The 15,096-nt window shown below is 70.9% G+C and carries 14 protein-coding genes; 7 read left to right on the top strand and 7 right to left on the bottom strand.

The features are described from left to right. Positions 1–10: 10 nt before the first annotated feature. Both F0P95_RS03260 and F0P95_RS03255 read right to left on the bottom strand, forming a co-directional pair. A complete protein-coding gene (locus tag F0P95_RS03260; protein ID WP_182335679.1) occupies positions 11–1,480 on the bottom strand; it encodes a CehA/McbA family metallohydrolase in 1,470 nt (489 codons plus the stop codon). Continuing rightward, on the bottom strand, positions 1,480–4,026 hold the full coding sequence (locus tag F0P95_RS03255; RefSeq protein ID WP_182335678.1) for a TonB-dependent receptor: 2,547 nt from the start codon (positions 4,024–4,026) through the stop codon (positions 1,480–1,482). Before F0P95_RS03255 ends, F0P95_RS03260 begins: the two co-directional genes overlap by 1 nt. A 130-nt stretch (positions 4,027–4,156) precedes the next feature. Here F0P95_RS03255 and ttcA point away from each other — a divergent pair, with 130 nt between their 5' ends. The 3 genes from ttcA (at position 4,157) to F0P95_RS03240 (ending at position 6,912) form a co-directional block, all read left to right on the top strand. Beyond that, complete coding sequence (gene ttcA, locus F0P95_RS03250; protein ID WP_182335677.1) at positions 4,157–5,068, top strand: tRNA 2-thiocytidine(32) synthetase TtcA; 912 nt, start codon at positions 4,157–4,159, stop codon at positions 5,066–5,068. 94 nt (positions 5,069–5,162) lie between these two features. Then, complete coding sequence (locus F0P95_RS03245) at positions 5,163–6,071, top strand: recombination-associated protein RdgC (protein ID WP_056932225.1); 909 nt, start codon at positions 5,163–5,165, stop codon at positions 6,069–6,071. A 52-nt stretch (positions 6,072–6,123) separates the two neighbouring features. After that, the gene (locus F0P95_RS03240; RefSeq protein ID WP_182335676.1) at positions 6,124–6,912 is read left to right on the top strand and encodes a M48 family metallopeptidase; all 789 of its coding nucleotides are present in this window, start codon (positions 6,124–6,126) and stop codon (positions 6,910–6,912) included. 87 nt (positions 6,913–6,999) lie between these two features. Here F0P95_RS03240 and F0P95_RS03235 read toward each other — a convergent pair whose 3' ends face one another. Continuing rightward, the gene (locus F0P95_RS03235; protein ID WP_182335675.1) at positions 7,000–7,857 is read right to left on the bottom strand and encodes an alpha/beta fold hydrolase; all 858 of its coding nucleotides are present in this window, start codon (positions 7,855–7,857) and stop codon (positions 7,000–7,002) included. Beyond that, positions 7,854–8,816 carry a ferrochelatase gene (hemH, locus tag F0P95_RS03230; protein ID WP_054668446.1) on the bottom strand — a complete coding sequence of 321 codons (963 nt, stop codon included), beginning with the start codon at positions 8,814–8,816 and terminating at the stop codon, positions 7,854–7,856. The genes F0P95_RS03235 and hemH overlap by 4 nt, the downstream gene beginning before the upstream one ends. 187 nt (positions 8,817–9,003) lie before the next feature. Here hemH and F0P95_RS03225 point away from each other — a divergent pair, with 187 nt between their 5' ends. The 4 genes from F0P95_RS03225 to tatC all read left to right on the top strand — a co-directional run bounded on the left by F0P95_RS03225 (position 9,004) and on the right by tatC (position 11,403). Next, the gene (locus F0P95_RS03225) at positions 9,004–9,903 is read left to right on the top strand and encodes a lipid-binding SYLF domain-containing protein (protein ID WP_182335674.1); all 900 of its coding nucleotides are present in this window, start codon (positions 9,004–9,006) and stop codon (positions 9,901–9,903) included. A 75-nt stretch (positions 9,904–9,978) separates the two neighbouring features. Beyond that, positions 9,979–10,206 carry a Sec-independent protein translocase subunit TatA gene (tatA, locus tag F0P95_RS03220; protein WP_182335673.1) on the top strand — a complete coding sequence of 76 codons (228 nt, stop codon included), beginning with the start codon at positions 9,979–9,981 and terminating at the stop codon, positions 10,204–10,206. A 16-nt stretch (positions 10,207–10,222) separates the two neighbouring features. Next, on the top strand, positions 10,223–10,663 hold the full coding sequence (tatB, locus tag F0P95_RS03215) for a Sec-independent protein translocase protein TatB (RefSeq protein ID WP_182335672.1): 441 nt from the start codon (positions 10,223–10,225) through the stop codon (positions 10,661–10,663). Next, positions 10,660–11,403: a twin-arginine translocase subunit TatC gene (gene tatC / locus F0P95_RS03210; RefSeq protein ID WP_182335671.1), complete on the top strand. Its 744-nt coding sequence runs from the start codon at positions 10,660–10,662 to the stop codon at positions 11,401–11,403. Before tatB ends, tatC begins: the two co-directional genes overlap by 4 nt. Positions 11,404–11,484: 81 nt before the next feature. Here the strand turns inward: tatC and F0P95_RS03205 are convergent, their stop codons facing one another. From F0P95_RS03205 to F0P95_RS03195, 3 genes are all read right to left on the bottom strand, one after another. Further along, positions 11,485–12,378 carry a BPSS1780 family membrane protein gene (locus F0P95_RS03205; protein ID WP_182335670.1) on the bottom strand — a complete coding sequence of 298 codons (894 nt, stop codon included), beginning with the start codon at positions 12,376–12,378 and terminating at the stop codon, positions 11,485–11,487. 149 nt (positions 12,379–12,527) lie between these two features. Further along, a complete protein-coding gene (locus F0P95_RS03200) occupies positions 12,528–13,247 on the bottom strand; it encodes a glutamine amidotransferase (RefSeq protein ID WP_054668440.1) in 720 nt (239 codons plus the stop codon). After that, entirely contained in the window at positions 13,244–15,013 is a 1,770-nt protein-coding gene (locus F0P95_RS03195; protein WP_182336730.1) for a GspE/PulE family protein, read from the bottom strand. Before F0P95_RS03195 ends, F0P95_RS03200 begins: the two co-directional genes overlap by 4 nt. Positions 15,014–15,096: the final 83 nt, after the last annotated feature.

Here is a 15,096-nt window from a genome sequence, read left to right as displayed (position 1 = left end):
GCTTAGCCGGTCAGCGGGGCCAGTTCACGTACACCGGGTTGCCCAGCATCAGCAGGCTGCCGTCGCCATCGCGCGCATCCACGCGCAACCAGTGCCGCTTGCCATCCGAGCGCCAGCGCAGGCTGGCCCGGTGGCTGCCGTCCGCGCCGGTTTCCACCGTGGCGGGGTGGCGCTGGCCGTCGATGACGAACTCGACGCGCAGCGGGCGGGGATAGTCCAGCTCTGCGTGCACGGTGGCCCACTGTCCGGCGGCCAGGTCCCGTTGCTGGCCCATCCCGGTGCTCTGGCCGTCCTCGCCGCGCAGCCACAGGTCCAGCCGGCTGCCGGCGACGTTGCGCACGTCCACCACCACCCGCCCCTGCCTCAGCGCGGCCAGGATGGCGTCGCGCGACAGTGCCGGGGCATGCACCAGGGTGGCCGGCAGACCGATCGGCGAAGGACCCTCGGCCGCGCCCGGATCATGGCTGTCGCTGCCGCCGATGGCGGTCATGCGCCGGCCCTGCTGCAGCTGCTGCTCCCAGAAGCCGACGCCCGCGCGTGGGCCGTCGGCCTGGCTGGCGTTGACCACCTCCACCGCGGCGACCGCGTCCATGTCCACCGGTTCGGCGGGGGTCCAGCCGCAGCCCATGCACGCCTCGCCGGAGGCCAGCGCCGGGTGGTTGATCGACAGCAGCGCACCGCTGTCGTTGACCTGGCGCAGCAGCGGGTTCCAGTCGGGCAGGGTGTCGCCGAGCCGGAACGGCAGCGGCCCGTTGATGCCGAAGACGTTGGCGTGGCCCTGGAAGGTGGTGACTTCCATGCCCGGAATCAGCAACAGGCGATCGAACCAGGGCTGGTGGCGGGCGAGCTCCTCCAGGTGCGAGGCCGTGTTGTGCTCGGTGACGGCGACGAAATCCAGGCCCTGGCGTGCCGCGGCCTGCAGGCTCAGGAACAGCGGGCAGGGCACCTTGTTGCCCTGTTGGCTGCTGCAGCTGCCGTCGCTGTGGGTGCTGTGCATGTGCAGGTCGCCGCGGTACCACGCCGGCCCCTCGCGCAGCACCTGCGGCGCGCGGTCCCTGCCGGCCTGCACTTCATCCTCGTCCCACAGGGTCACGCCGACGGTGTAGGGCGTGCGTGCGCCGGCACGGATGTTGGGAATGCCGAGCAGCACCTTCCACTGGCCTGCCGGCAATGCGCCGGGCAGGTAGCCACCGCTGGCGTCGTAGCGGGAAACCGTGACCGCGCGGCGCGAACCGCCGCTCCAGCCGCGAAAGCCATGCGTGTCCAGCAGGCCGAGGTCGATGACGGTACGCTCGCCGGCGCCGTCATGCCGCAGCGTGACGTCCACCCTGGCGGTGCCGTCGGGCACCGTGAACGGCAGTTCCAGGTACCGCTGATGGTCCTTGCCGCTCAGCGTGCCCTGCAGTTGCAGGGTCTGCGCAGCGTGGGCGCAGGGGCTGGCGGCAAGCGCCGCCAGCACCACCGGGAACAGGGCGCGCATCAGAACCGGTACATCAGGGCCAGGCGGTAGTTGCGGCCCAGCAGCGGCCGCGCGATGAAGGCGCTGGCGCCCGCGTCGCTGCTCGCGAGCTCGCCGGCACGCGGATTGCCCTCGGTCAGGCCCAGCGAGTTGGTGACGTTGTCGACGTAGCCGTACATCGACACGCGCTCGCTCAGCTCGTAGCGCGCGCTGAGGTTGAGCAGCTGGTAGGACGGCAGGCGCACCGAGTTGGCGGTGTCCACGTAGCGCTCGCCCTGGTGCTCGGCGGCGGCCTGCAGGCGCAGGCGCTGGTCGAGCAGGTTGATGCCGGCGACCACGCGCGCGCCCAGCTCCGGCACGCGGATCAGCTGGTTGCCGACGAAATCGCGCAGCACCGGCGCGCCATTGACCAGCTCGCTGTAGCGCAGGTCGCGGTACTGCGCATCCTGCCAGGTGGCGTTGACGCGCAGGTCGAACCAGTCGGCGGGGTACCACGCCGTCTCCAGTTCCAGGCCGAACGTGCGGGTACTGGCATAGCCGGCTTCGCGGGTGGACACGCCGGTGTCCGGGTTGAAGCGGTAGTTGCTGAAGCCGACGTTGTCGTACTTGGTGTAGAACGCCGTGGCGTAGGCGCTGAACAGCGGGTTGGCGAACTTGAAGCCGACTTCGGCCAGGTCCATCGTCTGCGTGTCGGCCGCCTTGCCGTTGGCGGATGCGCAGGCGGCGACGGTCGCGGCCGAGGTCGCGTCGCAGTTGTCGTTGCGGGTGATGTAGTTGCCCAGGCTGGGCAGGCGGAACGCCGAGGTCCAGCGGCCGAACACGCCCATGCCATCGTTGAACTGCCAGTTGGCGCCGATCGACCAGCCCAGGTCGTCCGACTCCAGGTCGTGGTTCACGTACAGGCCGGAACCGGCAAGCATCTGCGAGGTCGCCAGGGTGCCGCCGTCGACGCTGCGGCGCACCTCGTTCCAACCGCTGCTGCTGGCCTTCTCCCAGCGCAGGCCGCTGTCGATGCGCAGCCTGTCGTTGACCTGCCACTCGTCGCTGACATAGAAGGCCTGGGTCTTCTGTTCGCCCGAGGCGTTGTTCCATTCGTAGCCATAGCGCCACACGCCGTTGTCGCTGAGCGTACGCACCACGTTGCCGTTGGCATCCAGTGCGACCAGGTCGAGCAGGCGGGCGTTGTCGGTGGCGTCCATCAGCACCGAGGACGAGTAGCGGGTGTAGTCCTCCCGGGTCGAGGCCAGGTAGTAGCCCAGGGTCAGGTCGTGCTGCTGGCCGCCGAGCGCGAAGCTGCGCATCAGCCGCGTGTCGCTGACGAACTCGCGCACCGGGATGTCCAGCCCGCGCAGGCCGCCGATCACCAGCAGGCCATTGCCGTTCTGGCTGGCGCTATCGAAGCCGCCGCTTCCATTCACGTAGCGCAGGCCCAGCGCGGTGGCGCCCGGCACCGACGCCAGCAGGTTCTTCTGCCCGGCGAGGAACGTGGCCGCCGGCGTCAGCGAGTTGGGGAACACGCCGTTGCGGATGGTGTCGGTGCGGCTGAAGCGCGCCGATTGCGCCAGTTCCCAGTCGCCGCCCAGCCCGGTTTCCAGCTTGAACGTGAGCTGGTCGCGCTTCACATGGGTGCCTTCGCTGTTGTCGAAGTCCCAGCCGCGGCCATCGGCGGTCTTCATCGACAGGTAGCGGGTTTCCGGACCGGCCAGCGTCCCGTGGTTGCCATCGAAGCCGGGCACCGCGCGGATGTCGCCGTTGCCGTTGGTGTACATCGGGATGCCCAGGTACAGGGCGACGCGGTCATCCATGCGCTTGGCGTCGATGCTGAAACGCCCGCCCTCGAACTCCCTGGCCAGGTTGAGGCGGAACTGGCCGCCATCGTTGCTGTTGAAGCCGGGATCGCGCACGCCGTCCTCGACCCGGTAGAAGCCACCCAGCAGCAGCTTCCAGCCATTGGCCAGCGGGCTGCCGTAGGCGAAGTCCAGGCGGTTCAGGCCGTTGTCGCCGACGGTGTACTTGAATACGCCGCTGGCGTCCTCGCCGACCTGGCGCGGGATGAAGTTGATCGCGCCGGCCGGGGCGTTGGAGTACATCACCGATGCCGGTCCGCCGCGTACCACCTCGATGCGTTCGATGGTCTCGTCCAGGCGGAATGCCTGGTCGCCGTTGAGGTAGCCCAGCGCCGGGTCGTGCACCACCGGGATGCCGTCTTCCAGCAGGGTGACCGAGCCGAAGCCGTCGACCGGGATGCCGCGCGCGCGGATGTTGCCGCTGGCCTCGCCGCCGGAGGCTTCCACCCAGAACCCGGGCACCGACTTGAGCGCCTCGGTCACGCTGGTCGGCGCCTGCATGCGCAGCTGCTCTTCCTCGATGTTGGTGATCGAGTAACTGGTCTCGGCCTTGGTGCGCACGCCGGTGCCGCTGCGGCCGGTGACGATGACCGTATCCAGCTCCTTGGCGGAGGAGCGGGAAGCGTTGGCCGCATCCTGGGCAAGCACGGAAGCCGGGGCAAGGGCGGAGGACAGCAGCAGCGCACGGCAGACGGCGGAAGCGAGACGGTTATCGAGCACGATGGACCCAGGGGCTGGACGGGGGAGCCCGGGATGCTGTCAGTGCGGCGTGACGTCGCCATGACGCTTTTGTGCCAGCCCATGTCACCCGCCGCTGTGGAGCGCGGGGCCAGCCGGTAGAATGCACGCGATGAGTGCCGTCATTCCCCTTCCCGATCCCGCGCCGCGCGCCCGCGACCCGCGCGTGGCCGAACGCGAACACCACAAGCTGGGCAAGCGCCTGCGCCGCCAGGTCGGCCAGGCCATCGCCGACTTCGGCATGATCGAGGCCGGCGACAAGGTCATGGTCTGCCTGTCCGGCGGCAAGGACAGCTACACCCTGCTGGACATCCTGCTGCAGCTGCAGAAGAAGGCGCCGGTGCCGTTCGAGCTGGTGGCGGTGAACCTGGACCAGAAGCAGCCCGGATTCCCCGAGCATGTGCTGCCCGGGTACCTGGCCGGCATCGGCGTGCCGTACCACATCATCGAGCAGGACACCTATTCGGTGGTCAGCCGGGTGATCCCGGAAGGCAAGACCATGTGTTCGCTGTGCTCGCGGATGCGTCGCGGTTCGCTGTACAGCTACGCCGAGGAGAACGGCTTCACCAAGATCGCGCTGGGCCATCACCGCGACGACATGGTGGCCACGTTCTTCATGAACCTGTTCCACCACGCCAAGATCTCCGGCATGCCGCCGAAGCTGCGCAGCGACGACGGCAGGCACGTGGTGATCCGCCCGCTGGCCTACGTGCGCGAGAGCGACATCATCGACTACGCGGCGGCGCGGCGGTTCCCGATCATTCCGTGCAACCTGTGCGGCAGCCAGGAGAACCTGCAGCGCAAGCAGGTCGGGCTGATGATGAAGCAGTGGGAAAAGGACCACCCCGGACGCATCGAGCAGATCTCGCGCGCGCTGGGCGACATCCGCCCCTCGCAGCTGGCCGATCCCAACCTGTTCGACTTCATGGCGCTGGGCCGCCGCGACGACGCGCCGCTGCCCGACGCGCATGCCTGGCTGGCCGGTGGCGACCCGCAGGGCGTCCCGCAGCCGGAAGAAGACTGAGGCGGCGCGGCCACCCTGATTCCGGCGCCGCGTCGCGGCGTCTTTTCCAGGCGGGAGGCATGTTCCCGCCGATCACGTATTCCCCAGGACCTCCATGTTTTTCAAGAACCTCACCCTGTTCCGCTTCCCCACCTCGGTCGATTTCTCCGAAGTCGATACCCTGCTGCCGCACGTCGTGCTCAAGCCGGTCGGCGCGCTGGAAATGAGTTCGCGCGGCTTCATCTCGCCCTTCGGGCGCGAGGAGAAGGCGCAGTTCTCGCACCGCATCGGCGATGCGCTGTGGCTCACCGTCGGCGGCGAGGAGAAGATCCTGCCCGGCGCGGTGGTCAACGACCTGCTGGCGCGCCGGCTGGAGGAAATCGAGGAAAAGGAAGGGCGCAAGCCCGGCGGCCGCGAGCGCAAGCGGCTCAAGGACGACCTGCTGCATGAACTGCTGCCACGCGCCTTCGTCAAGAGCTCGCGCACCGACGCCTTCCTCGACCTGCAGCACGGCTACGTCGCGGTGGACAGCTCCAGCCGCAAGACCGGCGAGAACGTGATGAGCGACATCCGCGGCATGCTCGGCAGCTTCCCGGCGATGCCGTTGAACGCCGAGGTCGCGCCGCGCGCGATCCTGACCGCGTGGATCGCCGGCGAGCCGCTGCCCGAAGGCCTGAGCCTGGGCGAAGAGTGCGAGATGAAGGACCCGGCGGAAGGTGGCGCGGTGGTCAAGTGCCAGCACCAGGAACTGCGCTGCGACGAGATCGACAAGCACCTGGACGCCGGCAAGCAGGTGACCAAGCTGGCGCTGGTGTTCGAGGACAACCTGTCCTTCGTGCTCGGCGACGACCTGATCGTGCGCAAGCTCAAGTTCCTCGACGGCGCCCTGGACCAGCTCGAACACATCGACGAGGAAGGCCGCCGCGCCGAGCTCGACGCCCGGTTCGCATTGCAGAGCGGCGAGATCCGGCGCCTGTTCCTGCTGCTGGAGCAGGCGTTCAAGCTGAGCAAGGCCGACAGCTGAACGGGCGATCCATCGACCCGCCCGGCGCGCGGGCAGGGACTATGCTGGACACATGGCCAACCTGTTCCGCCGCCTGACCGCACCCGCCGCGCCCGTTATCCAGCGCGACACCGTGCGGCTGCGCCTGGACGATGCCGAGATCGACGTGCTGCGCGTGCGCGACCCGCGTGCGCGCCGGCTCAAGCTCAGCGTCGATGAGCGCGGCGCGCGGCTGACGCTGCCGCTGCGCGCCAGCCTGGCATCCGGCGAGCGCTTCCTGCAGGCCAACCGGCAATGGCTGCAGCAGCAGCTGGCGCGGTTCGATGGCGAGGGCCTGCTGGCGCCGCCGCTGGCATTGCGCGAACCCGGCGTGCTGCCGCTGCGCGGGGCGTTGCTGCCGGTGCGCTGGCAGGAAGGCCGCTTCACCCGGATCGAGGTGGATGCCGAAGGCGCCTGCATCCAGCTGCCGGCGCGGGCCGGCGATGCCTCGCTGCGCCGGGTGCTGCGCGAGTTCTACGAAGCGCGGATGCGCGCCGACGTCGGCCGCTGGCTGCCCGCTTACCTGCCGGGGCTGCCACGCGCGCCCGCGCGGATGCGGTTGAAAGTGATGTCCTCGCAGTGGGGTTCGCTGGCGCCGGACGGTTCGCTGGCGCTGGACCTGGCGCTGGCCTTGGCACGGCCGGCGGCGTTCGAGTACGTGCTGGTCCACGAGTTGTGCCACCTGCTGCAGGCCAACCATTCGCCGGCCTTCTGGGCCGAGGTGGAGGCGCGCTTCCCGCAGTGGCGGCACGAACGCTACTACCTGCGCGAGGAAGGCCGCCGGCTCAAGGCGACGCTGCGGCAGCTGCTGCGCGGCGCCTGACGCACCGGTGGTACCGGGCGCGATCCGGGCCGCCCGCCCCGCGCCCCCGCGGTTGCGCCGGCGCGCGTGCGGGTACCTGCCCCGGCATCAATGGCGCGGAACCGTACCGAGGAAATCGCGGACCACCGCCGCCACCGCTTCGGGCTGGTCCATGTGCAGGTGGTGGTGGCCGGGCAGCGTGTGCAGGCGGCCATGCGCCAGCAAGGCCGCGCGCTGGCTGCGCCCGGGCTCGGGAAAGTAGGGCTGCGCCGGCGTGGCGTAGATCACCTGCGCCGGGCATTGGATGGCGGCCAGCACGTCGCGCACCTGGTCCTCGGTCATGCGTACCGCGGTGGGCAGCATCAGCCGCGGATCGCTGCGCCAGCTCCAGCCGCCGGCGACCGGACGCACGCCACGCTCGACCAGCAGCCGCGCCGACGGCTCGTCCAGCTGGTTGGCCAGCATCCGCGCGCGCACCGGCGCGGCGATATCGGCGAACACGCGCAGCTGTTTGTCGCTGAACGCGGCCAGCGCCGCCACGTGCGCGCGCAGGCGTTCGACCGTCTGCGAGGCGGGTGCGGCAAGGCCGCCGAGCGCCTCGATGGCGACCAGCGCCTGCGCCCGCTGCGGCGCCACCGCCGCCACCAGGCTGGTGATCGCCGCACCCATCGAGTGGCCCAGCAGCACGCAGCGCTCCCAGCCCAGCGCGTCCATGATCGCCAGTACCTGCACGATCGCCTGCGGCGTGGTGTAGGCCGCGTCGGCAGGCAGGGGGTCGCTCAGGCCGTGCCCGGGCAGGTCCACCAGCGCCCAGTCCAGCTCCGGCAGCCGCGCCGCCAGCGGGACGAAGCTGGCGGCGTTGTCGAGCCAGCCGTGCAGCGCCAGCACCGGCATGCCGCCACGGCGGCCGGCGCGGAGCCCGGCCACGCGCAGGCCGCCGGCATCCAGTTCGAACGGCGTGGTCATGCGTCCTGCGCGGTGGCCAGCGCAGCCAGTGCGCGGGCATGGGCAGGGCTGTCGTTCAGGCAGGGGATGTAGCGCATGGTGGCACCGCGCTCGGCGACGGTGGCGGTGAAGCCCATCGCCACTTCCTCCAGCGTTTCCAGGCAGTCGGTGGCGAAGCCCGGGCAGACCACGTCCAGCGTCCGTACGCCGCCTTCGGCCAGTGCCCACAGCGTGGGCTCGGCATAGGGCTGCAGCCAGCGCTCGCGGCCGAAGCGCGACTGGTAGGCCAGCTGCCAGTCGCCGTCGCCCAGTTCCAGCGCCGCGGCGATCGCGCGCGCGCTGGCCTCGCAGCGCTGCGGATACGGATCGCCAGCGTCCGCCAGCCGCTGCGGGATGCCATGGAAGGAGAACACCAGCCGGTCGCCACGGCCGTGCGCCTGCCAGTAGTCGCGGATCGAGCCGGCCACCGCCGCCACCCACTGCGGGTCGTCGGCGTAGTCGCGGATGGTGTGCACCTGCACGTCGCGATGGCGGGCCTGCCACTGCTGCACCTTGTCCTCGACCGAAGCGGTGGTGGTGGTCGAGTACTGCGGGTACAGCGGCAGCACCACGATGCGCCTGGCACCGGCCGCGGCCAGCGCGTCCAGTGCCGGCTGCAGTGCCGGCTGGCCATAGCGCATGGCCTCGCGTACCTGCCAGTGCGGCAGTTCGCGGGCGATGTTGGCCACCAGGCGGCGGGTATGTACCGCCAGCGGCGAGCCCTCCGGCATCCACACCTGCGCGTACTTGTGCGCGGAGCGGCCGCCGCGCAGCGGCAGGATCAGGCCGTACAGCAGCGGCTTCCACAGCAGGGGGGGAATCGAGACCACGCGCGGGTCGCCGAGGAACTCGGCCAGGTAGCGACGTACCGCCGGGGCGGTGGGTGTCTCGGGCGTGCCTAGGTTGACCGCGAGCAGTGCGGTAGTGGGTGCGTCGGACATGCGCGCATTGTGGCAGAAGGCAGTGACCGGTTTGCAGTGGCCGGCAGCCGCGAACGGGCCCGGGTCGCGGCCACGCCGGCTGACGCGCGCGGGTACGGGCCGGCGCCGCTCACTCCCTATTCATGGCGTCGCTTCCAATCTCCAGTGCTTGCCGTATCTTTCCGTGCATCGACCTGTGGAGTCCGCCATGCGCCGCCTGCCGTACATCGCCCTGCTGCTGTCCGCGAGCCTGTTGTCCGCCACCGCCCTGGCCGGGCCGCAGGAGGACCAGCGCGCCCGCAACGCCGTGCGCGTGCTCGGCGAGATCCAGGAGATTCCCGAGCAGGCCATTCCCGACAAGCTGCTCGACGAGGGCCGCGCGATCATCGTCATCCCCGATACGATCAAGGCCGGCCTGGTGCTCGGCGGCCGCCGCGGCCATGGCCTGATGTCGGTGAAGATGCCCGACGGCAGCTGGTCCAACCCGGTGTTCGTCAAGCTCACCGGCGGCAGCATCGGCTTCCAGGCCGGCGTGCAGTCCTCCGACGTGATCCTGGTGTTCCGCAACAACCGCAGCCTGGACAACATCGTCAACGGCAAGTTCACCCTGGGCGCCGACGCCGGCGTGGCCGCCGGCCCGGTCGGCCGCAGCGCCGCTGCCGCCACCGACGGCCAGCTCAAGGCCGAGATCTGGTCGTGGTCGCGCGCCCGCGGCCTGTTCGCCGGGGTGGCGCTGGACGGCGCGGTGCTGTCCATCGACGATGCCGCCAACCTCGACGCGTACGGCCAGGGCACCACCCCGCGGATGATCCTCGAGGGCCGCCTGAATGCGGCACCCTCCAGCGACGTGGTCGCGTTCCGCGACCGCCTCGAGGAATCCACCTACGCAGCGCGCGAGAAGCGCGGTACCCAGGGCGGCACCGCGCCGGTGGCCGCGTCCGCGCCGCGCGCGCAGGCGGTCACCGTGTCCGCCGGCACGCCGCAGCAGGGCGCCGAGGCGACCACCCAGCCGCTGCAGCCGGCCACCGCCGAGCCTGCGCCGCAGCAGGGGTTCCAGCCGGTGTCCGAAGGCGAAATCCGCACCGAGTCGCTGGACGGCGGCAACTGACCTTCGGCAGGGGCGTCCGGCGGGGCCGGGTGCGTTATGCTCACTGACCTCCACACCGAATAACGCGAGCGGATCATGGGCAGTTTCAGCATCTGGCATTGGTTGATCGTGCTGGTCATCGTCGTGCTGGTGTTCGGCACCAAGCGGCTGACGAGCGGCGCCAAGGATCTGGGCAGCGCGGTCAAGGAATTCAAGAAGGGCATGCGCGAGGACGACACGCCGCCGGCGCGCCTGAACGACGAATCGCGCGAACGCGAATCCAGCCGCGACACGCAGGCCGAGCGCGACCGCGAGACGCGCTGAACCGAAGGTTCCACGCGTGTTCGATATCGGCTTCAGCGAACTGCTGCTGATCGGGGTGGTGGCGCTGGTGGTACTGGGCCCCGAACGGCTGCCCAAGGCAGCGCGCTTTGCCGGGCTGTGGGTGCGCCGTGCGCGCAACCAATGGGATTCGGTCAAGCAGGAGCTCGAGCGCGAACTGCAGGCCGAAGAGCTGCAGCGCAACCTGCGCAGCGTGCGGCAGTCGGTGCAGCAGGCCGAACGCGACCTGCAGGAAGGCGCCACCCAGCTGCGCGGCGACGTGGATGCGCTGCGCAGCGAGGTCGATGCCGTTGCCGCCCCCGCACCGCCCGCTGCCGATGCAGGCGATGAGCGCACGGCGCAGGCGCTGCCGGCGCCCGAAGCGGCCCCCGCGCAGGCCCCTGCGCCGGAGATGACCGAAGCGGCGGCGTCGCCGGCCCCCACGGAGCGCGCGCCATGAGCGAGGACTTCAACGAAAGCCCGTTGATCGAGCACCTGGTCGAGCTGCGCGCACGCCTGGTGCGCGGCCTGCTGGGGCTGGGCGTGGTGCTGCTGGCGCTGCTGCCGTTCGCGCGCACGCTCTACAACCACCTGGCGACGCCGCTGATATCGCAGCTGCCCGCCGGGCAGTCGATGATCGCCACCAATCCGGCCGGCGCGTTCTTCGCGCCGCTCAAGCTGACGTTCTTCACCGCCGTGTTCATCGCCGTGCCCTGGCTGCTGTACCAGGCCTGGGCATTCGTGGCGCCGGGGTTGTACGCGCGCGAGAAGCGCCTGGCCGTACCGCTGCTCGCCTCGGCGGTGGCGCTGTTCTACATCGGCTGCGCGTTCGCCTATTTCCTGGTGCTGCCGGCGGTGTTCCATTTCCTGACCACCTTCCGCCCGGAAGTGATCGCCATCACCCCGGACGCCAACGCCTACCTGGATTTCGTGCTGGCGATCTTCTTCGCCTTCGGCGCCAGCTTCGAGCTGCCGGTGGCGATGGTGATCCTGGTGCTGCTGGGCTGGGTCACGCCGCAGCAGCTGCGCGAGGGGCGCGGCTACGCCATTGTCGGCATCTTCGTGCTGGCCGCGGTGCTGACCCCGCCGGACGTGGTCTCGCAGCTGATGCTGGCGATCCCGATGTGCGTGCTCTACGAACTGGGCATCCACGCCTCGCGCTGGCTGCAGCCGCGCAGGCAGCCGGCCTCCGAGCCGTAAGCACGGCACCCGCCCGATCGGGGCGCCGCAGCCGCCTGCGTGCCGCCCGGCGGGGATGCCGCACCGCCGCCGCGGCGCGGCTCAGGCTTCGATGACGTGCATGTCCGGCGATGATGCCGCCGCGGCCGCGGTCGGGCCCAGCATCTGCTTCCAGGCCGCGTACACCGCGCCGGCGAACACCGGCATCAGCACGGCCATCAGCAGCAGCTGCGCCACCGCCATGGCCGCGGTCTGGCCGGCGACCAGGCCGACGATGACCGCCAGGATCATCACCGCGAAATAGATCGCGAAGATGGCGATGAAGGCCAGCACGAAGAACACCAGCATCGCCGGCAGGTTGTGCAGGCTCGAACGCAGGCTGCGGCGCAGCGCGTGCCAGCCACCGGTGCGCTGGAACATCACCTGCGGCGGCATCACGAACAGCGCCAGGGTCAGCGCGGCGAAGGTGGCCAGCATCAGCAGCAGCCACAGCAGGATGCGACCGGCCGGCAACGTCGCCACCAGCGCCTCGATCTGCGCCGGGTCCGGCTGCGCGCCGGACTGGCTCAGCTCGTTGATCCGCAGCATCACGTCCGACAGCCGCTGCAGGCCGTCGCTGCCCACCAGTACCAGCAGCAGCGTGCCCAGCAGCAGCGCCGCCACCAGCTGCGGCAGCAGCGCCACCAGCAGGTGCGGGGCGCGGCCTTCGCGCACGCCCTCGAGCAGGTGCGCCGGACGCGCCGGGCGGTTCTGGTCCACTTCGCGCACGGCCCACAACAGGCCGCCCATGAACAGCGGCCCGGCCAGCAGCAGCAGGAACTGCACCAGGGTGCCCAGTGCCGGCACCAGCAGGGACAGCGACAGCACCAGCGAGGCGCCCACGCCCCAGAGGATGCCCAGCGAGCCCAGCGCCAGCGGCGCGCGCCTGAGCAGGCCGAAGCCGGCCAGCAGCCATTCCGCGCCGGCGGAGGCCGGCACCTTGCGAATATCGCCCATTGCAGTTCCGAGAAGGGGGAGCGCCGGCACCACGCCGGTGTGGGCGGATTATCGCCCGAACCCGGCTGACGGGCGAGTCGCGCCACGGGAACCTGTATTCCGCCGCCGGGTGCGCTGCCGGCAGCGCGCGGCGCCGGGCGCCGGCGCGGTTACAGCGTGCGGGCGTGGCGCACGAAACGGCGCAGCAGCTGGCGCGCCTGCGGCGCGGCGCTGACCTGGCGCGACACGGTGCGCGCGCAGCCGCCGTGGCGGGCAATGCAGTCGGCGCGGGCGCGCACGTAGCCGCGCATGTGGTGGGTGGCGAATTCCGGGTGGAACTGCAGGCCCCAGGCGTTGTCGCCCCAGCGGAACGCGTGGCAGCCGTCCTGTGCCGAGCGTGCCAGCACGGTGGCGCCCGCCGGTGCCCGGAGCACGGTCTGCAGGTGGGTGGCCTGGGCCGGGAAACTGGCCGGCAGCCCGCCGAACAGCGGATCGCCGGCGGCGGCCGGGTCCAGTTCCAGGCGGATGGTGCCCGATTCGCGCCCGGCCGGGTTGTAGTCCACCTGCCCGCCGAGCGCGTGCGCCAGCAGCTGGTGGCCGTAGCAGATGCCCAGCAGCGGCATGCCGGCGTGGGCGGCCTCGCGCAGCCAGTCGGCGCTGCGCTCGCTCCACTCGGCGCGGTCGGTGACGAAGGCCGCCGAGCCGGTGACGATGGTGGCGGCGAAGCCGTGGCGCGCGGGCAGGCGCTCGCCGTGCTCGACATTCACCACCACGGTCTCGGCCTGCTCCAGCCCCGCGGCGACGCGGATCCAGTGCGGGAAGCGGCCGTAGCGGCGCAGGCTCGGGAACGGTTGCCCGGTTTCGATGATGAGGAACGGCGGGGGTTTCATTCCGCTGGGGGCAGGACCGACAGGACTTCCTCGATTGTAGTCAGCCCCTGCGCCACCTTTTCAAGCCCGGTACGGCGCAGCGTGCGCAGTCCGTCGGCACGCGCGGCGTGGCTGAACCCGGCCAGGTCCATGTCCGCGCGGATCAGCGAACGCAGCCGCGGGCCCAGTGGCAGCAGCTCATACAGGCCGATCCGGCCCAGGTAGCCGGTGCGCCGGCACTCCAGGCAACCCACCGGCGCACAGGCGTGGATGGCATCAGGTAATGCCTCATTGCCATCACGCAGCGGCGCCCAGTCCTCGTCGTCGAGCACGTCGGCGCGCTTGCAGTGCGGGCACAGCGTGCGCACCAGGCGCTGCGCCAGCACGCCGTTGACGGTGGAAGCGATCAGGTAGTGCGGTACGCCCAGGTCGAGCAGGCGGGTGATGGCCGAGGGGGCGTCGTTGGTGTGCAGGGTGGACAGCACCAGGTGGCCGGTCAGCGAGGCCTGCACCGCCATCTGCGCGGTCTCCAGGTCGCGGATCTCGCCGATCATGATGATGTCCGGGTCCTGGCGCAGCAGGGTGCGCACGCCGCTGGCGAAGTCCAGGTCGATGTTGGTCTGCACCTGCATCTGGTTGAACTCGGGCGCGATCATCTCGATCGGGTCCTCCACCGTGCACACGTTGACGTCCGGGGTGGCCAGCCGCTTGAGCGTGGAGTACAGGGTGGTGGTCTTGCCCGAGCCGGTGGGGCCGGTGACCAGCACGATGCCGTGCGGGCGCGCGACCAGCTCGTTCCAGCCGGCGGCTTCCTCCGGGCTGAAGCCCAGCTGCTCGATGCTCTTGAACGCCGCGTCCGGGTCGAAGATGCGCATCACGCACTTCTCGCCGAACGCGGTGGGCATGGTCGACAGGCGCATCTCGACCTCGCGCCCGCCCGGGGAGCGGGTCTTGATGCGGCCGTCCTGCGGGCGCCGGCGCTCGGCCAGGTCCATGCGCCCGAGCACCTTGATGCGGCTGATCACGGCGGTCATCACCGCCGGCGGCAGCTCGAACACCTTGTGCAGCACGCCGTCGATGCGGAACCGCACCCGGCCCATGTCGCGGCGCGGCTCCAGGTGGATGTCGCTGGCGCGCTGCTCGTAGGCGTACTGCAGCAGCCAGTCGACGATGCTGACCACGTGGTGGTCGTCGGCGTTGACGTCGCCGGCACGGCCCAGTTCCACCAGCTGCTCGAAGCTGGGCAGGCTGCCGCCCTCGGTGCGCGCGTCGCTGCGGGCATTGCGCACCGAGCGGGTGACGCCGAAGAACTCCATCGAGTAGCGGTGCAGGTCCAGCGGGTTGACCAGCACGATCTCGACCCGGCGCCGGGTCAGGTGCTGCAGGTCGGGTATCCAGTCGCGCGCCATCGGCTCGCTGGTGGCCACCAGCACCCGCTCGGCGTCCATCGCCAGCGGCAGGATCCGGTGGCGCCGGGCATAGGCGTGCGAAACCACCGCGGTGGCGTTGGCCACGTCCACCCGGGTCGGGTCGATGCGCAGGTAGCGGACCCCGGTGCGGGCGGCCAGCCATTCGGTCAGCCGCTCCAGCCCGAGTTCGCCGGAGGCCGGGGGCGCCGCGGACAGCTTGAGGTTGGCCAGCAGCACCAGCGGGTGCACCTCGCTGGCGTTGCGCGCGCCCTGCGCGGAGAAGCGGATGCGCTCCTGGTCGTGCGCGGCCACCAGCCCGTCGCCGAGCGCCGCGGCGGCAATGTTGGAGAACTGCAGCCGGCCCGGGGCGATGGCCACCGGGGACGGCGGGGTCGGGACGCTCGGTGCGGCCGGGTGTTCCACCTGAAACTCCTTGCTGGCGCGGCCGCCGCGCGGTCGCT

This window comes from Stenotrophomonas acidaminiphila, from assembly GCF_014109845.1.
In the GTDB taxonomy this organism is placed as follows: domain Bacteria; phylum Pseudomonadota; class Gammaproteobacteria; order Xanthomonadales; family Xanthomonadaceae; genus Stenotrophomonas; species Stenotrophomonas acidaminiphila.
The sequence above is the reverse complement of the archived record's forward strand: the minus strand, read 5'-3'. Positions and strand labels throughout refer to the sequence as shown.